Source organism: Bacillus gaemokensis, from assembly GCF_001590835.1.
In the GTDB taxonomy this organism is placed as follows: Bacteria; Bacillota; Bacilli; order Bacillales; family Bacillaceae_G; genus Bacillus_A; species Bacillus_A gaemokensis.
In genome coordinates this window covers 33,839-56,854 of the sequence record NZ_LTAQ01000003.1, presented here as the reverse complement: position 1 = coordinate 56,854, position 23,016 = coordinate 33,839, and the positions used below count along the sequence as shown (strand labels likewise).

Annotated in this window: 22 protein-coding genes, 2 pseudogenes and 1 riboswitch; of the genes and pseudogenes, 18 read left to right on the top strand and 6 right to left on the bottom strand. The window is 34.5% G+C overall.

Annotated elements, in window-relative coordinates:
• Window positions 1-53 precede the first annotated feature (53 nt).
• The 3 genes from nheC (at window position 54) to AZF08_RS30700 (ending at window position 1,775) form a co-directional block, all read left to right on the top strand.
• Window positions 54-1,127 (top strand): non-hemolytic enterotoxin subunit C, encoded by a 1,074-nt coding sequence (nheC, locus tag AZF08_RS06740; RefSeq protein ID WP_033674647.1) that lies wholly within the window; start codon window positions 54-56, stop codon window positions 1,125-1,127.
• 258 nt (window positions 1,128-1,385) lie between these two features.
• Complete coding sequence (locus tag AZF08_RS06735; RefSeq protein ID WP_033674648.1) at window positions 1,386-1,589, top strand: hypothetical protein; 204 nt, start codon at window positions 1,386-1,388, stop codon at window positions 1,587-1,589.
• A gap of 15 nt (window positions 1,590-1,604) precedes the next feature.
• Window positions 1,605-1,775, top strand: a complete 171-nt coding sequence (locus tag AZF08_RS30700; protein ID WP_033674650.1) for a hypothetical protein — start codon at window positions 1,605-1,607, stop codon at window positions 1,773-1,775.
• Window positions 1,776-1,792: 17 nt separating this feature from the next.
• Here the strand turns inward: AZF08_RS30700 and AZF08_RS06730 are convergent, their stop codons facing one another.
• Window positions 1,793-3,196 carry an amino acid permease gene (locus tag AZF08_RS06730; RefSeq protein ID WP_033674651.1) on the bottom strand — a complete coding sequence of 468 codons (1,404 nt, stop codon included), beginning with the start codon at window positions 3,194-3,196 and terminating at the stop codon, window positions 1,793-1,795.
• Between the two features lie 241 nt (window positions 3,197-3,437).
• Between AZF08_RS06730 and AZF08_RS06725 the strand changes: the two genes are divergently transcribed.
• From AZF08_RS06725 to AZF08_RS06685, 10 genes and pseudogenes are all read left to right on the top strand, one after another.
• The gene (locus AZF08_RS06725; RefSeq protein ID WP_033674653.1) at window positions 3,438-4,565 is read left to right on the top strand and encodes a cation:proton antiporter; all 1,128 of its coding nucleotides are present in this window, start codon (window positions 3,438-3,440) and stop codon (window positions 4,563-4,565) included.
• Window positions 4,566-4,694: 129 nt separating this feature from the next.
• Window positions 4,695-5,024 (top strand): hypothetical protein, encoded by a 330-nt coding sequence (locus AZF08_RS06720; RefSeq protein ID WP_033674655.1) that lies wholly within the window; start codon window positions 4,695-4,697, stop codon window positions 5,022-5,024.
• A 29-nt stretch (window positions 5,025-5,053) separates the two neighbouring features.
• Entirely contained in the window at window positions 5,054-5,917 is an 864-nt protein-coding gene (locus AZF08_RS06715; protein ID WP_033674710.1) for a MurR/RpiR family transcriptional regulator, read from the top strand.
• 1,282 nt (window positions 5,918-7,199) lie between these two features.
• Window positions 7,200-8,084 (top strand): N-acetylmuramic acid 6-phosphate etherase, encoded by an 885-nt coding sequence (gene murQ, locus AZF08_RS06710; RefSeq protein WP_033674657.1) that lies wholly within the window; start codon window positions 7,200-7,202, stop codon window positions 8,082-8,084.
• Between the two features lie 23 nt (window positions 8,085-8,107).
• Window positions 8,108-9,472, top strand: a complete 1,365-nt coding sequence (locus tag AZF08_RS06705) for a PTS transporter subunit EIIC (protein ID WP_033674658.1) — start codon at window positions 8,108-8,110, stop codon at window positions 9,470-9,472.
• A 54-nt stretch (window positions 9,473-9,526) separates the two neighbouring features.
• Window positions 9,527-10,588 carry a DUF871 domain-containing protein gene (locus AZF08_RS06700; RefSeq protein ID WP_033674659.1) on the top strand — a complete coding sequence of 354 codons (1,062 nt, stop codon included), beginning with the start codon at window positions 9,527-9,529 and terminating at the stop codon, window positions 10,586-10,588.
• Between the two features lie 246 nt (window positions 10,589-10,834).
• Window positions 10,835-11,239: a DoxX family protein gene (locus tag AZF08_RS06695; protein WP_033674660.1), complete on the top strand. Its 405-nt coding sequence runs from the start codon at window positions 10,835-10,837 to the stop codon at window positions 11,237-11,239.
• Between the two features lie 270 nt (window positions 11,240-11,509).
• Window positions 11,510-11,596, top strand: a pseudogene (locus tag AZF08_RS32330) (DsbA family oxidoreductase); the annotation flags it as partial.
• A gap of 10 nt (window positions 11,597-11,606) precedes the next feature.
• Window positions 11,607-12,500 carry an alpha/beta fold hydrolase gene (locus AZF08_RS06690; RefSeq protein WP_033674661.1) on the top strand — a complete coding sequence of 298 codons (894 nt, stop codon included), beginning with the start codon at window positions 11,607-11,609 and terminating at the stop codon, window positions 12,498-12,500.
• A gap of 14 nt (window positions 12,501-12,514) precedes the next feature.
• A complete protein-coding gene (locus AZF08_RS06685; RefSeq protein ID WP_033674662.1) occupies window positions 12,515-13,006 on the top strand; it encodes a DUF6241 domain-containing protein in 492 nt (163 codons plus the stop codon).
• Between the two features lie 38 nt (window positions 13,007-13,044).
• Here AZF08_RS06685 and AZF08_RS06680 read toward each other — a convergent pair whose 3' ends face one another.
• On the bottom strand, window positions 13,045-13,977 hold the full coding sequence (locus tag AZF08_RS06680; RefSeq protein ID WP_033674663.1) for a DMT family transporter: 933 nt from the start codon (window positions 13,975-13,977) through the stop codon (window positions 13,045-13,047).
• Between the two features lie 289 nt (window positions 13,978-14,266).
• Here AZF08_RS06680 and AZF08_RS06675 point away from each other — a divergent pair, with 289 nt between their 5' ends.
• The 3 genes from AZF08_RS06675 to AZF08_RS06665 all read left to right on the top strand — a co-directional run bounded on the left by AZF08_RS06675 (window position 14,267) and on the right by AZF08_RS06665 (window position 16,120).
• Complete coding sequence (locus AZF08_RS06675; protein WP_033674664.1) at window positions 14,267-14,761, top strand: Lrp/AsnC family transcriptional regulator; 495 nt, start codon at window positions 14,267-14,269, stop codon at window positions 14,759-14,761.
• A 257-nt stretch (window positions 14,762-15,018) separates the two neighbouring features.
• Window positions 15,019-15,354, top strand: coding sequence for a hypothetical protein (locus tag AZF08_RS06670; RefSeq protein WP_033674666.1), 336 nt, complete (start codon window positions 15,019-15,021; stop codon window positions 15,352-15,354).
• A 310-nt stretch (window positions 15,355-15,664) separates the two neighbouring features.
• Window positions 15,665-16,120: an N-acetyltransferase gene (locus tag AZF08_RS06665; RefSeq protein WP_033674667.1), complete on the top strand. Its 456-nt coding sequence runs from the start codon at window positions 15,665-15,667 to the stop codon at window positions 16,118-16,120.
• Between the two features lie 462 nt (window positions 16,121-16,582).
• Here AZF08_RS06665 and AZF08_RS06660 read toward each other — a convergent pair.
• Window positions 16,583-17,756 (bottom strand): annotated as a pseudogene (locus tag AZF08_RS06660) (SgrR family transcriptional regulator).
• Between the two features lie 107 nt (window positions 17,757-17,863).
• On the opposite strand from AZF08_RS06660, the gene AZF08_RS06655 reads away from it, so the two are divergent.
• Window positions 17,864-19,123, top strand: a complete 1,260-nt coding sequence (locus tag AZF08_RS06655; protein ID WP_033674668.1) for an MDR family MFS transporter — start codon at window positions 17,864-17,866, stop codon at window positions 19,121-19,123.
• A 60-nt stretch (window positions 19,124-19,183) separates the two neighbouring features.
• Here the strand turns inward: AZF08_RS06655 and AZF08_RS06650 are convergent, their stop codons facing one another.
• The 3 genes from AZF08_RS06650 to AZF08_RS06640 all read right to left on the bottom strand — a co-directional run bounded on the left by AZF08_RS06650 (window position 19,184) and on the right by AZF08_RS06640 (window position 22,263).
• The gene (locus tag AZF08_RS06650) at window positions 19,184-19,387 is read right to left on the bottom strand and encodes a hypothetical protein (RefSeq protein ID WP_033674669.1); all 204 of its coding nucleotides are present in this window, start codon (window positions 19,385-19,387) and stop codon (window positions 19,184-19,186) included.
• 183 nt (window positions 19,388-19,570) lie between these two features.
• On the bottom strand, window positions 19,571-20,770 hold the full coding sequence (locus AZF08_RS06645) for an ABC transporter permease (RefSeq protein WP_033674671.1): 1,200 nt from the start codon (window positions 20,768-20,770) through the stop codon (window positions 19,571-19,573).
• 68 nt (window positions 20,771-20,838) lie between these two features.
• Window positions 20,839-22,263, bottom strand: a complete 1,425-nt coding sequence (locus AZF08_RS06640; protein ID WP_033674673.1) for an amino acid permease — start codon at window positions 22,261-22,263, stop codon at window positions 20,839-20,841.
• Window positions 22,264-22,414: 151 nt separating this feature from the next.
• Window positions 22,415-22,597, bottom strand: a riboswitch (Lysine riboswitch).
• A 103-nt stretch (window positions 22,598-22,700) separates the two neighbouring features.
• On the opposite strand from AZF08_RS06640, the gene AZF08_RS06635 reads away from it, so the two are divergent.
• Window positions 22,701-22,916 (top strand): hypothetical protein, encoded by a 216-nt coding sequence (locus AZF08_RS06635; RefSeq protein WP_033674674.1) that lies wholly within the window; start codon window positions 22,701-22,703, stop codon window positions 22,914-22,916.
• Window positions 22,917-23,016 lie beyond the last annotated feature (100 nt).

Below are 23,016 nucleotides of genomic sequence, written 5' to 3'. Positions count from 1 at the left end.
CCTTATGAATTCAATAAGATATGTGATGTATCTGAAAGAATAGGTGAAAAAAGATGAATAAGAAATTGTATAAGAAAATCGCTTTATCAATGGTTATTGCTGGAATAGCAACAAGTAATGTAATACCACATCATACTTTTGCAGCAGAACAAACTATACAAGAAAGCAATAAGCAATATTCTCTTGGCTCTGAGGGATTTCAAGATGCAATGAACAAAATGGCATCTAGTACCCTTGTAATGGATTCATATGCTCAAACAATTCGTAACCAACAACAGACGGATCTTAGTAGAATAACCTCTATAAATGGTGATTTACAAGCAAACATGATGAAGCATCAAAAAGATGCCCAAACAAATGCAACATATTGGTTAAATGATATAAAACCTCATATTATGAAAACCAACCAAAATATTGTGAACTATAATGATACTTTCCAATCGTATTATAACAATTTACTAGCTGCTATAAATCAACAGAACACAGTAAGCTTTAAAAATGAATTGGAAAAATTGTATCATAGTATTTTGAATAACAGTCAAGAAGTGGATGGATTACTAGACAAACTGAAGACATTTCGAAATAAAATGTTAGAAGATACAAGAAGTTTCAAAGATGACTCAAATCAATTGACGTCTATTTTAGAAAGTACAAACGCTGGGATTCCACTTCTACAGAAGCAAATCGATGAATGTAATTATAGAATTAAACAAAGTAATGATATGCTTATTGCTGGTGGAGTCATGATTATATTCACTTTCGGGGCTAGTGCAGCAATGATTGCTACTGCCAAAAGTAATATTTCATCTGCAGAGCAAGAAATACAAAACTTAAAGTCAAGAATTTCCGGAGCTCAGGAAGAATTAGTTATTTTGACAGATGCTAAAAATAAAACTATATATATGACTGATACAATTGATATAGCTATTACTTCTCTTCAAAATATCTCCAATCAGTGGCATACAATAGGATCAAAATATAACAAATTATTGCAAAATGTTGAAGAGATTACTCCTGAAAAATTTGCTTTTTTAAAGGAAGATCTTAATACAGCTAAAGGTAGTTGGCAAGACATTAAAAATTATGCGGATAAATTATCTGAAGGTACGAAAGAAATGAAAAAATAATTGTAATCTATACTTGTAGAGACTGGGGTAGCTCCATATACCCATCAACTGCCCTAAAGTGTAAAAAACGTTATTCTTTCTAAACAAGCTAGATTAGAAAGGATGACGTTTTTTGAATACTTCAATTATGTATAAAAAAGAAGATATATGCTCTCATATTGAACATAGTATCCTCTTCTAAATGTAGTCTATTTATTCATGACAAGCTTCTTTTTTGTTATACTAAAAGTAGAAAGACAGGATAAGGGAGCGAATTATTTGGAAGAGAAAAAGTTGAAAAGAATTCTTGAATATGTATGGATTGCTGTTGTGCTCCTTGTTGGGTATTATTTCTTGAAGGAAAAAAGCATATGGATCCTGTTTTTAATGACTTTTTTATTAGCAGGATTAGGAACGCTGTTTATTAACTTTTTCTTTGATAGTTTAACTGCATGGAAAAAGAAAAAGAAAGAAACAAAATAGTCGAGGGGGATAGATATGCGAAAGTGGAAGCTTGTATATCAATTGGTTGTAATGGTGATTGTCATTATGATTGGTATCGTCAATTATTCTTCATCGTTAGGAAATTGGGCGTGGTTTACGGCTTGCATTGGTGTATTTTTTATTCTACAGACGTTAACAGAAAAGTATAAGAAAACAGCTCGCTAAAACGGCGAGCTGTTTTCTTATACTTCTTTTCTCTTATCGGTATTTTTTTCTGTAAGTAAGTGACTATTATGTCTAGCGTAGAAGAAATATACACATAGTCCAATTACAAGCCAAACTGCGAAGCTCATCCATGTTGTTGCGGAAAGATTAAACATTAAATACAGGCAACAGCAAATGGCAACAATGGGTAGTATGGGTACGAATGGTGCGCGGAAGCCCCTTTTTAAATCGGGATGTGTTTTTCGCAGAATGAGTACAGCAAAGCAAACGAATGTAAAAGCTGTTAGTGTACCGATGTTCACTAAGTTTGCAAGCAGATGCAAATCTAGTAATCCTGCTAATAAAGCTGCTGCAATTCCGGTAATCCATGTATTTAATAATGGGATTTTAACCCGTTGGTTGACGCGAGCTAGTGCTTTTGGAAGTAGACCGTCACGGCTCATTGCATAGGAAACGCGAACTTGTCCATACATAACGACTAATATAACAGTGGTCATTCCGGTCATCGCACCGACAGCTAAAAATCCTGCAATCGTATCTTCACCAACAAAATGTAGGGCAAAAGCAACTGGATCGGAAACATCTAATTGTGTATAAGGAACCATTCCTGTTAATACAAAAGATACAATCATATATAATATGGTGCAGATTAGAAGAGAACCGATGATTCCAATTGGTAAGTCTCGCTGTGGTTTTTTTGTTTCTTCAGCTGCGGTTGCAATCGCATCAAAACCAAGAAAGGCAAAAAACACCGTTGCTGCTCCTGTAATAATGCCATCGTATCCAAATGGTAAAAATGGTGTCCAGTTTTCTGGTTTAACATATTTCGCACCGGCCACGATAAAGGCAATGATAACTGCTAATTTAACTAGCACCATAATATTATTAATACGAGCACTTTCACGTACACCAAAACTCAGAAGTAGTGTAATAAAAAGTAAAATACATACAGCTGGTAAATCAATTATGCCGTCTTTTCCTATTCCGGGGGCGGAGGCAATAATGGCGGGAAGGTGTATATTAAATCCTTGCAGTAATGATTGTAAATACCCAGACCATCCAACAGCAACTGCTGCGACTGCCAGTAAATATTCTAGCATTAAACACCAACCGACGATGAAAGCGATAACTTCACCAACCGTCATATATGCATAGGTATAAACGCTTCCTGAAATAGGGATAGAAGAAGCGAATTCAGCATAACAGAAGGCAACACAAGCACAAGTAAATGCGGCAATAAGAAAAGATAACATAATACCAGGACCAGAATGCTTGGCTGCCACAATTCCTGTTAAGACGAAAATACCTGTCCCGATTACAGCACCGATGCCTAAAAAAGTTAAATCTAATGCAGTTAATGTTCTTTGTAATTGTCGCGGGGATTCAGTAGTAAGTGGTTTCTTTCGTAATAATGATTTCACTTGGACTCTCCTTTCATTTTCAAATCTTCACAACTGCGAATGTAATGCGAGTCCATTGTAAGAGAGTATGTAAGCGAATAGAGGTACAGTTGTGTATGTAGTATAAAATTAAGAATTACTGTAGTAATTCTAATATAATTCAGAATATTTTGTCAAATAAAAATAAAACAAATAAAATGTTAGGTGTAAGGAAAAACTACCATCAGAAATAGATGTATTTTATAAAGTAGGAGAAGATACTATGCTGTTTTATTTTGAATTGGTCGTTATTTTGCTCTGTACGAAATTAGCTGGAGATATTAGTGTTAGACTCGGTCAACCATCGGTACTAGGTAAATTAATTGTTGGAATTATTATTGGTCCTGCTGTTTTGGGTATTATTAATAGTTCTGAGCTTATTGATGAACTTAGTGAAATTGGTGTTTTATTACTTATGTTTATGGCGGGGCTAGAAACAGATTTAGAAGAATTAAATCGTAATTTAAAATCTTCATTAGCAGTAGCGACGGGAGGTATCATTTTTCCTTTTCTAGGTGGATATTTGGCAGGACTAGCATTTGGAATGTTACAATCACATGCGATTTTTTTAGGACTATTGCTTTGTGCCACATCGGTGAGTATTTCTGTACAAACATTACGAGACCTAGGGAAAATGAATACAAGAGAAAGCACGACGATTTTAGGAGCTGCTGTATTTGATGACGTAATTGTCGTTATCTTATTAGCATTTGTCATGAGTCTTTTAGGTACACAAGATGTGAATATTACACTTGTTATCGCAAAAAAACTTATCTTTTTTGTGAGTATTGTGTTCATTAGCTGGAAAATTATTCCGTGGATTATGAAGATGCTGGTACCCCTTCGAGTATCGGAGGCATTAATTAGTGCGGCACTCATTATTTGTTTTTCATTTGCTTACTATAGTGAGCAAATGGGGATTGCGGGTATTATCGGTGCGTTTGCTGCAGGTATTGCGATTTCTCAAACAGCATACAAGCATGAGGTGGAACACAAAATTGAACCGATTGCGTATGCGATTTTCGTGCCTATCTTTTTTGTCAGTATTGGTATGGAAATCACGTTTCAAGGAATCGGAAATCAAATTTGGTTTATTGTTATCATGACTATCATTGCAATTTTGACGAAATTAGTAGGGTCTGGTTTAGGAGCGAGGTTAACAGGTTTTAATTTACAGTCTTCTATTAGCATCGGTGCTGGTATGGTGTCGCGAGGAGAAGTCGCACTTATCATTGCAGCGAATGGGTTAACAGCAAATTTGCTGGCAAAAGAAAATTTCACAGCAATTGTCATTGTTGTTATACTGACAACGATTATTACACCGCCACTATTGAAGAAGTATTTTGTGTAAAGGATAGGAGCTTATCTCATGTGGATAAGCTCTTTTTTATGAATATAAAAAGTAGTATTAGTGTAGAGTGGCGAAGTAATAATTGTGTTAAAATTTATGTGTACTCTAGTACTAGAAGGAGAAAAATGAATGAAGATTACATGGAAGAAAGTTATATGTGTAGTTGTACTTCTTTTAATGTGCTTACCATTTACATTAGGGAAAGAATCAAAAGTTAAAGATTTTCCTGTTTCTGTTTTCTCTTCGTATGTTGCAGGAGATGATTCGAAAGGATATAGATACACTTCCTTTTTGCCTGATGCTGCAATTAGGATAAATGGATGGGAAAAGAAGTGGTCGGAAGGAGAAAGGACGGTCTATCAAAAAGGGGATCGAACCGTAAATGTCTTTCATCCTTCTGGTGAAGATGCCTTTTATCTTTATGACTCGCAAGATCTGGAATTAGGATATGAAAAATAAAAGCAACCGAAAGGAATGGGGGATGAATGGTGAAGGCGTCAACGCTACTATTTAAAATTGAAAATTATATGGACCAATTCTCACCAGCTGAAAAAAAGGTTGCCATGTACATAATGGAAAACGCAGAAATTGTTCCGAATTTAACAACGAAAGAAGTTTCGAGCAATGCGGGATCCAGTGAAGCAAGTGTCGTGCGTTTTTGTAAAACGATTGGTATAGGAAGCTTTAAAGCATTTAAATTAGCACTTGTCAGGGAATTAACAATTGCTGATTATAATATTAATGATTTTTCGGTGATGAACACAGAGGACGGACCGTTTGATTTATTTAATAAAGTTACATATGTAAACAAGGCTGCGATTGAAGCGAGTGTTACAGCAATTGATAAAAAAGAATTAGAAAAAGCAGCAGACGTAATTTCGAATGCAAAGAAAATATTATTTTATGGAGTAGGTGGCTCAGCTGCACCGGCAATGGATGGCGCATATAAATTTACTCGTCTTGGATTTACAGCAATGATGTTATCTGACTTTCATATGATGCTGCCGCTTGTTACTAATTTAGGAGAAGGGGATATATTTGTTGCTATTTCAACGTCTGGTCGTACGAAAGATGTACTAGAAATGGCACAATATGCTAGTAAACAAGGTGCTACTGTTATCGCGATTACAAAATTAGATCAATCATCTCCACTGTACAAAGAATCACACATCCGTCTTTGTATGCCAGATGTTGAGCAAGATTATCGTATAGCAAGCATTGCTTCGAGAATGACCCAGCTGAATATGATTGATGCTTTATACGTAATTACATTTAATCGAATTGGGAATCAAGTTTTGGATAAATTTATGGAAACAAGAGAAGAAGCAGTGCGATTGCGGAAATTGAAGTAAGGGAGAAGAAGGCACATTTAATGTGCCTTCTTTTTCGGATTGATTTTATCGATATTTTAGAATAAAATGAAAACTAGCTTTATACATATTATGGATTATTTAGTGTAAAAAGGAGATGATAAATTGCATTTGAAATATGGAAAACAAATCAATTATCTATATTTTTTATTTTATTCACTTTTTTGGGATACATAAGTTTCGTAACTTGGTTAAGTCGGTATTCAAGTCTAAATATATTCACTATGTTAAAGAGTTCATAAAAAAAGATAATAAAGTTATTTAATTTACAATAAAATCGTTTAAAACATAATAAAGTTGTTTAGAAATGTCAGTCGCGTTATTTAATTAAAGGGCTAGATTGTGGAATAGATATGTTGGAGTTAAAATTATAAATAATTAAATTATAAGAAAGGGTGTACCAAATATGTCTATGAGTATTATTGCCTTAGCATCTGTACTATTATGGAGTGCAGTGATCCATGAACTAAGTAAATCTTCAAAAAAGCAAAATAACAGAAAGATAATAACTTTAACATCTTTAGGTTCTTTATCAACACTAGTTATAACTATTTCACTTGTTCAAAACCTCCCATTTTAAAAGAGGAAAGTATGTCGCGGTTTTTTATCTAATTTATTTGTTGCTCCTCAATCGGGCGCAATTGTAGAAGATCACTTCGATTTAAACGACTTTATTGTTATTTGTTTTGGGAAAATGAGTATAGGATAATGAAAATTAAACCACTATTTTTTGAACACCATTCCATTTTCGAACGGTGTTTTGTGTGTTTAGAGTATTAAGATTAAACAACTTTATTGTATGTGAACAGTTCAATGTGGATTTCTATTGCTCTTACTATTATTGGGTTTAGACGAGAAAAAAGCACCCCCGCGGTAATGCTATTTGGTGTTTGTGCTTTGGTGTTAATTGGGTTATATATCTTTTCAATTCTCAATTATTTTGAGCACCCGATGCCATAAAAAAAGATGAGTGAAGGCAAGGCTGCTGAAAAAGTGTTCACTTTGAGTAAGTCATAGAAAGTTTATTAATATATAGAAAATAAAAAGAGGATAATCACCTATATAGTAGGTTGTTATCTTCTTTTTATTTTTTTGAGGCTTTTTCATTGGTCTCGTGAAAACTCATCTTTTTTATGTTACATGCACAGACACAAATCTGTTATAAAAAGAAATTTTATTTCATAAAATTAAATAGGAATATTGATTTTTAGTTTCGTAAAGTTATAATAAAAGTGTGAAATAAAATTTCAAAGAGGGTGAGAATATGCTAGAAAATTTATCAACAGAACACCGAAATGAAAATACGATGAATTTAGATGAGATGAGCATAAAAGAAATTTTGCAAACTATGAATCGTGAAGATCGTAAAGTCGCTGTAGCAGTAGAAAATGAAATCGAGCAAATTGAAAAAATTGTGCAAAGTGTCGTCTTGTCTTTTCAAAATGGTGGCCGATTAATTTATATCGGTGCTGGTACAAGCGGACGTTTAGGGATTTTAGACGCTGTTGAATGCCCACCAACATTTGGAACAGATGAGAAACAGGTACAAGGATTTATAGCAGGTGGTTTGAAAGCGTTTACTAAAGCGGTAGAGGGTGCTGAAGATCGAGAAAATCTAGCTGCACTGGATTTAGAAAATATTGGGTTAAATGACAAAGATACTGTGATTGGAATCGCAGCAAGTGGTAGAACACCATATGTGATTGGTGGACTGAAATATGCAGATTCTGTAGGAGCAAATACAGCTAGTATTTCTTGTAATAAAGGAGCTGAAATAAGTAAATTTGCAAAAATTAGTGTAGAAGTAGAGACAGGTGCCGAAGTGTTAACAGGCTCTACACGTTTAAAAGCTGGAACGGCACAGAAATTAGTACTGAATATGATTTCAACTGCTTCTATGATTGGAGTAGGGAAAGCTTATAAAAATTTAATGGTTGATGTCCAATCGACAAACGAAAAGTTAGTTGAACGTTCCAAACGAATTATTATGGAAGCGACAGGAGTAGAGTACAAGGAAGCAGAGGCATATTACGAAAAAGCAAATCGTAATGTGAAAGCTGCGATTGTGATGATATTACTGCAGTGCGAATATGGGGAAGCACTTGAAAAGCTAACAGATGCGAAAGGATTTGTGAAAAAGGCACTATAAAAAATGGGGAGGGGGATTCGAAAATGAAGAAAGAGCAGCGGATGGCTAGCGAAATTACAGAGCAACTTGGGGGAATAAAAAATATTCGTGGTATTGCTCATTGTATGACGAGGTTACGTCTAACACTTCATGATGAAAGTAAAGTGAAGATGGATCTTTTGAAAAAGGTAGAGGGTGTAATGGGTGTTATTGAAGATGAAACATTGCAAGTCGTAGTTGGCCCAGGAACTGTGAATAAAGTAGCAGCAGAAATGGAGAATTTGACAGGGTTACGAATTGGAGAGGTCCAAGATCATCATCTTGAAGACTTTGGTCAAGAAGTGAAATCTGCCATTAAGAAGAAAAATAATACACCTGTAAAAAACTTTTTACGAAAAATAGGGAGTATTTTTATTCCATTAATTCCTGGGCTTGTTGCATCAGGAATTATAAATGGGGTTGCTAACTTTGCTAAAAATGCGGGTGCAGATCCGAATGCAACATGGCTGCAAATGTTGCTTTTAATCGGTGGCGGTATATTTACGTTTTTAGGCATTTTAGTCGGTTGGAATACAGCGAAAGAATTTGGTGGAACCCCAGTTCTTGGTGCAATTGCCGGTATCTTAATTTTTAACCCAGCTATGGCAAATGTAAAACTATTTGGCGAAGCAATGGTACCGGGGCGCGGTGGATTATTTGCTGTCATTTTTGCAGCGTGGCTTATGGTTGTCGTGGAAAGACAAGTTCGAAAAGCGGTGCCAAATGCAGTTGATATTATTGTGACACCACTTATTACGGTATTAGCTGTGAGTTTAGTAACGATGTTAGCAATTCAACCAGTGGCTGGTTTATTATCCGATGGTATTACAAGCGGTATTAACGCGATTTTAAATGTTGGTGGAGCAGTTGCAGGGGCAGTGCTCGCAGGAACATTTTTACCACTTGTTATGGTAGGACTACATCATGGTTTAACGCCTATTCATATGGAATTTATTAATCAAACACATGTAACGCCTCTGTTACCAGTGTTAGCGATGGCAGGAGCTGGACAAGTAGGAGCGGCGATTGCTATTTACGTAAAAACAAAAAATAAACGCCTTCGCAATGTCATTAAAGGTGGATTGCCGGTCGGGTTTTTAGGGATTGGTGAGCCTTTATTATATGGGGTGACATTACCGCTTGGTAAACCGTTTATTACTGCCTGTTTAGGAGCTGCTGTTGGCGGGGCATTTCAAGCAGTTATGAAAACGGCTTCACTTGGAATTGGTGTATCAGGATTATCGTTAATTCCGTTAATTGCTGATAATAAATATTTATTATATTTTCTTGGTCTTGTCGTTGCTTATGTATTTGGTTTTATCTTTACGTATTTCTTCGGATTTAAGGATGAAATGGCAGAGAACATATAGAGAAAGGGATTCCCTTTCTCTTTTTTTAGCTTATCAGTAGAAGGAGAGATTACTATGATAGGAGTTTCAATATATCTTTCAAAGGAGCGAATAGAGGAGCAAGAAGAATGGTTAAAAACGGCGAAGGAAAACGGCTTTTCATCTATTTTTACTTCTCTTCATATTCCAGAAGACGATCCTAGGGCGTATAAAGAGCTCATACAAATACTTGGAAAGCAAGCGGAAAAATATGAGATGGAACTAATGGTGGACATTTCACCAAAGTCTTTACAGCATTTAGGAATTGCGTATGAAAATGTGGAGCAGCTATTAGAGTGGGGAATTACTGGTTTACGCATTGATTATGGGATAAATCCAAAGCAAATTGCACGTATATCACACAAAATGAAGGTAGCATTAAATGCTAGTACAATTACTGAACCCTTTTGGAAGGAACTTCTTCAGGAAAAGGTGAAAGTAGATCGTGTAGAAGCGTGGCATAATTTTTATCCACGCCCTGAAACAGGACTTGCTAAATCATTTTTACAAAAACAAAATCAGTATTTGCATGATTGCGGAATAAAAACAATGGCCTTTATTTCAGGTGATGATGAAAAAAGAGGACCGCTATACGAAGGACTTCCAACGTTAGAAAAACATCGAAATATGCGCCCGCTTGAGGCATATTTGGAACTTATTCAAGAGTGTTTTGTTGATAAAGTATTGATTGGAGATATAAGTGGAACGGTGCAAAGTATAAGTGAAATATCTAATGCGAGGGAAGGAATTATTCCTATTCGATATAAGCCGCTCGTGAATGAGAAGCAAGTGCTAGAGAAAGTGGAGAGGGTGCATACCAATCGACTTGATCCAGCTCGGGATGTTATCCGTTCTGTTGAATCGAGAGAAGGGGATTCTGTCGTTTTACAACCTATGAACATAATCGAAAGAAAAGTAGGTGCCATTACAATTGATAATGAACTGTACGGTAGATATGCGGGGGAAATGCAAATTGTTATGAATGATTTATCGAAAAACGAAAAAGTGAATGTAATTGGAATGGTGTTAGAAGAGGATATATCGTTATTGCCTTACATAGGAGCTGGGGAGAAATTCCAACTTATACCTGAACAGTAGAAACATTAAGAAGAGGAGTTTCTTGTTAATTATTTTTGGTAATATTATCAAAATTTATTTACTATACGTCGCGTATAAAAACTATATATATACAGTTTCTATTGCATATTTTATTAAACATTACCCATGAACTGGGTAATGTTTTTTTATTTCTCTAAAAAAAGAATTGACGAATAAAAAGAAACACTGTATCGTTTTGTCTTGTGAAAAAAAGTTTTATATAACAAAACAAAAGGAGAGTTCATAATGAATCAATATATTGGTAATTTAATTATTCGTATCGTGTTAGGAGTTACATTCTTTGCGCATGGCTTGGCAAAGTTTCAATCAGGTATTGATAACGTAGCAGGGTGGTTTACAAGCATTGGTTTACCAGGTGGTCTTGCATACGGTGTTGCAACGTTTGAATTAGTTGGTGGAATATTATTAATCGTTGGTTTGGGTGTTAGATATGTAGGGTTATTGTTTGCTCTTATTTTAGTTGGAGCAATTGTAAAGGTAAATGGAGCAGCTGGTCTATTAGGAGATGGAAAGAATCCTGGATATGAATTAGACCTTGCATTATTGGCAATGGGAGCTTATTTATTTGTTGCAAAAGCAGAAGGGTATGTAGATCGTTTTATAAAAGAAAAAGTAATGAAAAAAAACTAAAATAGATTTTATGGAAAACACTGCTCTTTTGGTAAGAAAATTTACTAAAAAAGCAGTGTTTTTTAATCGACTTAACATGATTTATATCATTTCTTAGGAAAAATTGTTGACTTCCACTCTCGTTGTAACTATACTGATTACAACAAGAGTGATACATGATAAAAATTTAGTATGTATTTTATTTCTATAAAGAAAACATATTTTTTTGCACAAGACATAATCGGTTTAGTTACATCTTGTGGTGAATAATAACAAGTGAGGGAATATAAAATGACAATAAAAATAAAAGCTTATTCTGATTTCATATGCCCATTTTATTTTTTGGAAAAAGGTCCTTTAGATGAGATTGTAAAGGAGAATTTTTAATTTGAAACGATTTAAGTTTTATATAATTGCTTTTCTAGTGTTAGCACTACTAGCGAGCTGCGATGTGATAGAAAAGCCTAAAGCGAAAGTAAAAGAAGTGAAAGATACAGTAGTAACTAAATTGAATACAAAAGAGAAAATGGTAGAAATTGATGGGCAGACAATATATTTTAAGCAAATTGGTGAAAAGAAACCGCCTTTACTCATGCTTCATGGTTTCGGTGGTTCTTCTAATGGTTTTAGTGATATTTATCAAGAATTAGCAAAAGAACATACCATTATTGCGGTGGATATTTTAGGATTTGGTCATTCATCAAAACCGATTGATTTTGAATATTCGTTTCCAAATCAAGCAAATTTGTATTATAAATTAATGAAAAAGTTAGGGTATGACAAGTTTGCGATATTAGGGCACTCGATGGGAGGAGAAATTTCTCTTAATTTAACATACTTATATCCTGATGCCATTACACATCTTATTTTGACTGATGCGACGGGAATAGAATCTATAACACAAGCACAAGGGAAAGGTGAGCCGAAACCGAGATTATCAACTAGTTTAGATACAGTCTCTGCAATTACAGATTACCGTGAAAGTGCTGTGAAAAACAAAAGAGATGATACAGAGCATTACAAAGAATTAAGTAAAATGCGACAACATCGTCTTACGATCAATCCTAATGAAATTCAGGTGCCTACTTTAATTATTTGGGGAAGGCAGGATAAAAGTGTTTCATTTAAAAATGGTGAAACATATCATCAATTATTAAAAAACAGTATCTTCCATATAATTGAACAAGGATATCATGCTCCATTCCGTCAAGAGCCAAAAGAGTTTATGGGATATGTACAAGCCTTTTTTGAAAAATATCCACAGCCTAACGATAAGGAATAAGGAAAATATACAATATGAGCAAATGGATAACGTGGATAAGTATTACCAGTGTAATTGTAATAAGTGTTATATTCGGAGTGCAAAAATTTCTTGTGTATGTAGAGGAAGAAGATAGACGCCTGAAGAAACATGAAACAACTACTCAAAAGCAAATTGGAGCTAATGAATCACCACAATATACTGAAGGTGAAATTATATCTATTATGCATAAAATGGTACATCAAAAAGTGAAATCCCCTGAAAAGTGGGGATTCATTGAAATGACGTTAGAAGAAATTAAAAATACGAAGAAGCTTGTGGAAAGTAGTAAGCATTTGAATAATAAACCCAAATTACTTACTATTCTAGAACGCTGGGAAAAAGGTGATTTTTCACAAACCGTTGAGGAGCATAACTTCTTTTGGAAAATGCAAGGTGGAGATACTGGAAAAGCGTTTGAGCGTCTAACACGAGAAGAGGAAAAGCAGTATCTCGAACAGATGAAGAATCAAAAAAGAAAAATATAAAAAAATCGCCATTATTTTAAAAATAGTGGCGATTTTTTCTATCGGTGGTGACCTGAAGGGTATGAATGTCCACGTACAATCTTTGTATTAGGTTGATGAACAACCGTTTTAAAATGAGAAAATAAATAACAGCCAGTAACAACGACGATAGTGCCTAAAATTTGAATCCATGTTAGTTCTTCACCTAGGAAAAGGAACGCTAGAATAGCGGTGAAGATAGGATTGAAATTTAGAAAGATTCCTGATGTAGTAGCTCCTAATTTTTGAACACCAACATTCCAAAATACCATGCAGACTACAGTTGAAATGAGTCCTGTGTATAGCAAGGAAGTGATAAATGAAGCATTGATATGAGAAACAGTAAAGTTTGGTATGTTAAATGGGAGTAATATGACAACACCGAAAATACCTGAATATAAAGTTGCCATCATTGGTGTTATCATTTTGGTTGCCCATTTGCTACAAACAGAATAAATGCCCCAAATACAAACCGCAGCAATCATCCATAAATCGCCACTATTAAAATGTAATGAAAATAAAAGAGCCATATTTCCTTTTGAAAGGACGAGAATCACACCGAAAAAAGAAAGAACCATAGAGAGAATTTGAAGCGTATTTACTTTTTCTTTTAAGAATAGGGATGAAAATAGTGCAATTGAAATAGCATTCAATGTGGAAATAAGTCCAACATTTGTTGCCGATGTTTGTTCTAGAGATAAAAATTGAAAAATATTAAAGAGAACAACGCCAGTAATTCCCATGAGTAGTAAGGGAAGAATGGCAGCACGCGGTGGAAGAAGTTTCTTTTCTTTAAACCAAACAATCGGTAATAGACAAACGATGGCAATCATCCATCTTAAACTTGTAAGAGTCATTGGAGAAGCATGATGGACAAGCGATTTTCCAACGACAAAATTTCCTCCCCATAATAAGCTTGTTAGCAATAATAAAAAGACATAAAAATAAGGCATAACTTAGAACCCCTTTTCTTTTTAGGTGGGAGAGAGGATCCGATCAAGCATAGAAGCGGTCAGAGCCTCTTTTAGCCCCATGCTAAGTGAAAACCTAAAAAGGATTTATATCATGTGAATTGTAAATAATTTTAGCATTTTTCTTGTTTATCTAATATATTATTTTGTATAATTGATAAAATTCAAAATAATATTCTGTTTATGATTATGATAAGAAAATTTTATTCAAATTCACTGAAGATACTATGTGTTTTTTCGAAGAATCGTCGGTAAGGAAAAGAGGGGTTTTATGGAATCGTCTGTTATTAAAGTGTTAGATGATTTAGACTTGCAGATTTTAGATATATTACAAAAAGAATCGCAAATAAGCAATGCGGAACTTGCTCGCCGCGTTAATTTGTCGCCACCTGCTACACATGCGCGAATAAAAAGATTGGAAAGTGAAGGGTTCATTGATAAGCAAGTTGCCATTTTAAATCAAGAAAAGCTTGGATTTGATTTATTATGTTTTATTTTTATGAGTACAAATATTCATCAATCTGAAAAACTTGAAGTGTTAGAAAGAGAATTAGAATCTATGCCTGAAGTATTAGAATGTCATTGTTTAACAGGAGAGTATGATTATTTATTAAAAGTTGCGAACAGAGACCGAAAGGAACTGGAGCACTTTATTAGAAAGTTAAATAAGCTAGGAATTACACGGATACAAACGAGTTTAGCGCTGCGGGAGATTAAATATTCTACAGTATTACCAATACGGGAGTCGGAAGCAAGTATTGAGTGAGATATAAAAGGTGGGAAGAGAGGATCCGCTCATGTGTAGAAGCGGTCAGGGCCTTTTTTAGCTCCATGCCGCGTTAAAACAAAGGGAGGAGGAGAGAGTAGGTCCTCTTTTGTTTTCGAAGCAGTGGGGATTCGTTTTGTTTCTGGAGTAGTGGTTTATATGTTTGGGAACTTAGGGTGTTTTCTAAAGAGCGTTGTATTTATGATATATACCGAGGAATGGGATTTTTAAATACTGCAAATATGGAGGATGGAGAAATGTATTGGGAGACGCTTCCTAATTGGTTTTGGGCAATATATTATTCATTTTTATTAACAACATTAGGGACTGCAATATTTTGTGTTATACGAAAGAAAATGAAAAGTTTGTCTACGTTAGCCATCTGTTTTGCTATAACAGTTCCAATAATTAGTTTGATACATAGTATTGGAAGAGCGGAAGGAATGGATGAATTTGAACATTTGATAAATGGGTTACAACAAAGGTCTATTTGGTCTATATTTGCAACCATAGGTTATTTGTTTTTATTCGTATGGTGGATTTTGTTTCTACTCAAAAGTAAGAATAAAAATCAAGTTATAGTTTCAAAATGACCTCTAGTTGAGGTCTTTTATTATGCAGTTCTCAACATCTTTACCGTATTATAATTAGATTTTTGACATGCTGAAATTATTATATATGTCTTTTCACATCCAAAATCTCGCTTTAATCCATTTTAATAGTATAGTCAGAAAATAGCCGGAAATTGAAATGGGTATATAGAAGAAAGTGGTATTTATTTTATATGAAAAATTCAGAATAATAATTGACGCGCTTGCGGAGTGGGTGTATTATTATATGAAATTATGAATTAATATTCGTTAAATGGTATTAATATGTATGTTTACCTTAAGGAGATAGTTTATGCAAATTTCAAATGTGGTTACAAGTGATGTGAAAGATATATATAACTTAATTGAAATATATTCGAAAGAGGGAGTAGTTCTTCCGCGTTCTCATTTATCCCTTTATCAGTGCTTACAGTGTTTGTATGTTGTAAAAGAAGAGGAGAAAATTCTAGGGGTTGCCGGTTTACATGTTTTGAGTGAAGACCTTGCTGAAATTCGGTCATTAGTTGTAAGGGATACATATGCAGGTAAAGGGTTAGGGCGTATGCTAGTTAATCATGTGCTGAATGAAGCCTCTAAAATAAAGGTGAAAAGAGTCATTTCCTTAACGTATCAAACTACATTTTTTAAGAAGTGTGGATTTGAGCTCGTTGATAAAGAATCGTTACCAGAAAAAGTATGGATTGATTGTAGACATTGCCCTAAATTTAATTGTTGTGATGAAGTGGCTATGATTCGGTATGTTAATTAAAGTTTAGAGAGAGCATATCCTGAAATTCATCCTCGTAGAAAATGTATCCCCATCTCTTATTTTTAATTATTATAAGTCTCTTACTGTACGATAACGTATAGGCTTATATATATCCATGTTGATTTTTCAACATATAAGTCGCGGCTATGAAAACAAAATAAGATCTCCACTCGTTTTCTTCTTTTGTTTTCACTTGGCATGGGGCTGGAAGAGGATCTGACCGTTTCTATGCATGGTCGGATTCTCTTTCCCACCCAAAAATTAGACTTTATGTCGGTTTTTTAATTTGTGTTTATATAGCAAGGTATGTCCGTCTTCAATATGAAGAGTGGTTCCAGTAGAAAAACAAATATAGTACTCCATCCAGGTAAGACCTCAACCTTAAACTTCATAGAAAGTAAGGTTAAGGTCTTACTATTTTTCATAATATCAAGTAGGAAGGTATTTTGACTAAATAGTTCTTTAGCTGTTTACTGGTGCCATTGGATGAATCCACAATTTTGCAAAATCCGTCCATCCAAAAGAATCAATGGTGACATTCTTTAACGAAGATGGATATGTTTTCTTCTTTAAAACATGATAATTGAATAAAATAATATATTCTGTTCGAAGAAACTCTTCAATTTCATACATAAGCTTATAACGTTTTTCTTTATTCTTTTCTGCTAGAAATGTATCTAGTAAACAATTGATCTGCTTCTGGTAATGAGGATGCATAAAGCGATTGATGAAACAGCTTTTATTTTTAAAGACGTTTAGAAAGGCTATTTCTAGATTAGAAGCAAAAACTTCCCCCATTAAAATGATATCAGCACGTTGATCAATAGAGCGATCCGAGTAGTCTGAGACTGGAAACGGGTGTAATTGTATATGTATGCCTAAGCGTTGGCAACGTTCTTCTAGCCAGGTGGCGTCGTTAGCACTGTCTTTAAAAGAGAAGAAATAAATGTGTATCGTTTCACCTTGGTATGTACTCTTTTGCAAGTACTCTTTCGCTTTATGTAAAGAATAGGATTGTTTTATTGTTGTCCGGCTTCGATTTGGAAAGAAACTGGATGCCTTTGCGTAAATAAAAAGTCCAGGTAAGCTGATCATGACTAACCTCCCATGTATGTGCGAGATGGGGTTCAATTTCTTCTGTACTGTAGTTGTAAATAACTAATGTATCAAAAATTTGACTAATGAGATGACTCTCTGTTGTGACAGCTATAAAGGCTGGATCTAGCGGTAATATCTTTCTTGAGCAAGGAATTTTCAGTACATCATACATATCGTTTGAAGGTTGGTATCCAAAATGATGATGTAGCTTTTCTTCTATTTTCTTTCGAAGCGCAGGAGGAAGTGGTTCTTTTAAAAGAAGAAATACCTCTTTTAATTTTTCTTGCTGTAACAGTTGTTCAGTATATAATTCTATCGTTTCTGGTAATGTATGCAGAAATAGAACTTCTGTTTTATTCCCTCGTCCTCTACCTGGAGTCCATGTAACAAGTTGTTCTTCACTCATTTTCTTCAGTAAGATTTTTACATTTTTTGTACTGCAATATAAAACATTAGCAAATTCTTGAAGGCTGTTTTGAATGTGCTGTTGATCTTGGTAGTGTAATCGTAAACGAATATAATAGTCCATAATTTTCATAGGTAAACACTTCCTTATTTAATAAAAGGGGAAACTCTTTAGAATATTCTAACCTTTTTATTCCTCTTTTTCAAAGTAAAATGAATACACATAAGGAGGGGAAAGAAATGGGATTTTGGAGTATGCATAGAAATATAAAAATTAGAATTATAACATCATTTTTAACACGTACTGTAGCAACGATGATTTTCCCGTTTATGGCTATATATTTTTCCATAAAGTTAGGTAGTGTTCTTGCCGGTATTTTATTGTTAGTAAATGTAATGGCAGCGCTAATGATTGGTCTGTATGGTGGGTATATTGGCGATCGATTAGGAAGAAAAAAAGTGATGATTATAGGCCAAGTTATACAAGTGGTTTCTATTGCTTGTATGGGAATTGCGAATTCGGATTATGTAGATTCACCTTGGTTAACTTTCTTGTTTATGTTAATGAATAGCCTCGGTTCAGGGCTTATGAATCCAGCAACAGAAGCAATGTTAATTGACGTGAGTACGCCTGAGAATCGAAAAGTGATGTATAGTATCAACTATTGGGCAATAAATTTGTCTATTGCAATTGGGGCAATATTTGGTGGATTACTGTTTGAGCACTATCGTTTGCAACTATTTATACTATTAACAGCAGTCGCCTTATTAACACTATACTTAATTACAGCATATATGGAAGAAGTATATGTCGCGCAGCAAACTACACAAAAGAAGCATGTACTAAAAGAAATGGTAGAAAACTACAAAGTTGTCATGACGGATCGATCATTTTTAATTTTTTGTTTAGCGAGTATATGCACATTATCACTAGAGTTTCAGTTGAATAATTATTTAGGTGTACGTTTGCAAAAGGAATTTGAGACGGCTCATTTCACATTTGGAAATCATGGTACTTTTGATTTAACGGGTATCCGGATGTTAAGCTGGATTTCCGCAGAGAATACATTGCTAGTGGTGTTATTTTCAGCTCTTGTAATCAAAATGATGAAGCGTTTTAATGATTTGAAAATATTATATGTTGGTGTATTTATCTATACAATTGGATTTGCAGTACTTGGCTTCAGTAATAGCTTATGGATTTTATTAATAGCAGGTCTTTTCCAAACGATTGGGGAGATGATGTATGTACCTGTTCGTCAATCCATTATGGCAGATATGGTTCCGGATCAGGCGAGAAGTTCTTATATGGCGATTAATGGGATGGTCTTTCAAGTAGCAAAAATGAACGGAGCATTAGGAATTATGCTAGGCTCTTTTATTGCATCATGGGGAATGAGTATTGTTTATTTTGGTATTGGTGTCAGTAGTATTTTATTATTTAGGAAAGCAATTAGTAGGACAGAATATCGTGAAGAAAGCATACCTCATATTGGATAAGAAACTATATAAAAAGCGAATCATTTTTACAATGATTCGTTTTTTACATACTATAGTTTTCTAAAAAACGTCTTCTTGTGCTAGCTCATTGTTTGCATTTGGATTTGTTAATAGATTTTTCAGTTCACCTACTTCAGAGAGCGCGACAAGGATATAACCACTAATTAATACAATGAGTCCAATGACTCTTAATGTTTGCAAGCTAATTTCTCTTTTGTTTTCCTCAGAGTTATTTGGGGGCGGTAAAGTTTGGTTATTGTTCATAGTAGGGCTCCCATCTTTTTTTATATATGTGATGAACAATTGCTTAGCTTATGGATGGTAAATAAAATCAGGCAAAAATATAGTCATTTTTACTATATGAGAAATGCCTAAAAAAGTGATTAGAAATTAGCGGAAGGTTGCTGGATAAGCAGATAAAAGACCGCTATTTGCGGTCCTTTGTAATTATAAAACAGAAATTCGCCTTTTCGTTTTAGGGATAATAATAAATTTGATAAAAAATATGCTGACTATAACAGTTGAAACAACAGGCGAAAATTCCAGTAGTGAAGCGAATAAAATAGTAGAAAATACCGCTAACTGAACGATTGCTAATGAAAATACAAGGGTGAGAAATTGACGTACTCTTTCTTCAAATGAAATCGGATATAATGCTACAATATTATTTCCCAAAAAATATTTCCATAAAGAACGAAGTTGCATAGAGGTCATATATAAGAGACAACAAGTAAGAGCACTTTTTACAAATACATTTGGAACGAAATACAAAATAAAAGAACCGAGAATAGTTAATCGCATATATATACCAAAATAATCATTAGCACGGAGAAATGATAAAGTATTTACATATAAAAAGGTAGAGCGTTTGTTGTGTAATATAGGCTCTAACCAACTTGTCAGCCATTTTCTTGGTTTCACTTGTTTTTTCAGCTGAGGAACATCTGTGAAAAAGTTTGCAAATTGGTAAAAGTGCATGTCCATTTTTTCTTCTTGTTCAATCACATATTCCCAGCGGGTTCGTTTTGTCGGTTGTTTTACTGTATAAGCAAGTAGCAAGATTAGAAGCAATAGCATCGCACCTAATAGAACGATTGATACAGACTGAAAAAGCATATAAAGAATAAGTGCGTTACAAGTGAAGCGAATGATAAGCCAGATTTGGCTGTTATATTGATCACGCCATATCCAATGTATGTATAGATTCCATCCCTTAACAAGCATTAAGATAAAAAAGATTGTACATAAAAAAGGTACAGTCATTTGTAATGATTGCATTGCTAATGGGATGATGATAAGAAACGTAAATAGCAATGAAAATAACTGAATAACATAATTATAGAGAAGAGATTGTTTGAAATAAGATGTTAATTTTTCTTCAAGTGCCAGTAAATAGACAGCATCAGGCTTTTGGATAAAAGTACGGATTTTACATCTCGTTATAACAATTGTAAGTATAGTTATGATGAGTAATAATGAGATTCCTTTAGAAGGAGATGTTTTTAGAAACTTGGCGTAATAATATGCACCTACGCATGAAATAAAGATGAAGCTATATAATAAACCACTAATTATGCGAAAAAAATACATCATGCTGTTTTGAAGATATTTTTGAAAACGATTGCTCCATAGCGTTTCAATTGACATGTTTTTCACCTCTATTTTTCATTATAAAGGTTTCTTTCGTATACAAAAATAAAAACGAGCAAATTGCTTTAAGCAATTTGCTCGTTTTTATTTTCTTTATTTCTTTTTTTATCACGATTCATTAATGGATAGAAGGCAAAACCAACCACAAATAGACCAATTCCAAGAAGGAATGTTTTTAAATCAGATGATCCAGTTTTAATAACCCACAGTGCATAGCAAAGTGCAATGACTGCGACAACTCCATCCATAATTCGTGAACCAGGTTCATTCTTATACGTTTCACCAGTTGCAACGAGTTTTAATTGGAAGATTGGTGAAACGAGATATGGAATTAAATATGCTAAGGTTGATACAGTGATAACAAATGTATAGGCCTCGGCGATCGTTCCTGATAATGTTGAGAATAAGAATACTTGTGACATAATGTTTGTTAATCGTAATGAATGAATCGGACTTCCTTTTTTGTTTGTTTTTGCAAAGAAGGAAGGGAAGAAGCCTTCTTTTGCTGCTTGATAAGGAACTTCTGAACTTAATAAAATCCATCCTAAGATCGAGCCGAATAGGGAAGTAAGGGCAAGTAGCGCCATTAATTTCCCGCCGCCATGACCCATTGCAGCATTTAATGCATCAGCTAATGGGCGTTCAGAAGTTTGAAGTTTATCAATGTGCAGGACGCCCATTGTTAAAATCGTAATTCCTAAATAAATTCCGACCGTTAATAATAAACCTGTTACAGTTGCGCGTTTTACCGTTTTTGGAGAGACAGCTCGGTTTGATAATAATACAGCTGATTCAATCCCAATAAACGCCCAAAGAGTTGTAAGAGCAGCTAAATTTACTTGTGAAAGCAGTCCGTGTGACACGCCTTCTTTATCAATCATTGGTGTATACCATTGTCCAAACTTTGAAGCTTGAAAGGCAAACAAAGTAACAACAATAAATAGCAGGAATCCAGTTACTTTCGTTGTTGTTGCTAGGAAATTTAACTTCCCAGCTCCGTTTACACCGTTTGTTAAAATCATATGTGTTCCCCATAATAAGAAAGAACAGATGCAGAATGTAATAAGCTTTCCGACTTCCACATTGAACGAACCAATTGAAAATAAGAGATGTGTATCTTTCATAATTGGGAAGAAGAGCGATAAATAGCCTGCAAAAGATGTAATAATGGCAACGTTACTAGCCCAGTTTGCGACCCAATAGCCCCAAACCATACTGAATCCAGCCATTTTTTTCTTTTTTGGCGATGAAAATAAAGCATATGCATGACTTTGTGGTCCTGTTGTTAAGTCAGGACGACGAATTGCTAAATTACCGAAAACAAGAGCTAGCATTAAAACACCAAACCCTGTTGTTAACCAAGCTAATGTAACACCGAGAGGGCTTGCTGTTTGTGCCAATGTACTTGGCACCATGAAAATACCAGCACCAACCATATTGCCGACAACAAATGCTGTCAGCATCCAAAAGCCCCATTTTTTTTGTTGCATAAAAGAATACCTCCAAAGTTAGTATAACCAAGTCAAGCGAGGAGATATGTATGTCTTCCAAAAGGAAGAAAGGCAAGTCCCATATAAAAACAAAAAAAGCACGTGTAATTGTCGTTACGTGCTTTCTATCTTATAAGAAACCTACGACATACCTCTCGATAGCTCTCCACAAACAAAATGTTTGTGACAGTTCTGCACTTATTAAATAGCAGACCCAGCAAGAATGTACAGTGGACACTTCTTACTTCGGCAACCATTCCTTTCTCATTCATTCATCGATGCCACTACATCTCCTGAAATGATACTCTTAATGACTGCAACCTCTACCTCACCGAGATACGAATGAGGATTTATGTATTAAATTAACATAGTCAAGGGTAACAAATGTATTTTTATACGTCAATGGATATAGTAATAATCAGACTATAGTGAATAGTTTGTCATTAGAATTAGTAACAATGATTGAATGGTGTGGATATAAAATACCTCGACAAATAGAAGCAAAAGCAGTCTTATATTCTGTTTGGATTCGTTCAAACAAAGATTCATTAGAGGTGGTTCAAGGAGATAGCAAATATGTTCATGTCAGCAATGAAGACTCCGATAAGTTATTTGAAGCAATAATAGAAACGAAACTTTCTAATGTAAAGTAAAAATAGGGGGCACCAATTATAGGAAGTCCATGATCATGGCCAACAATAAAAAAGAAGCTAGATGTAAAAGTCCAAAACAACGGACCGTTACATTAGCTTC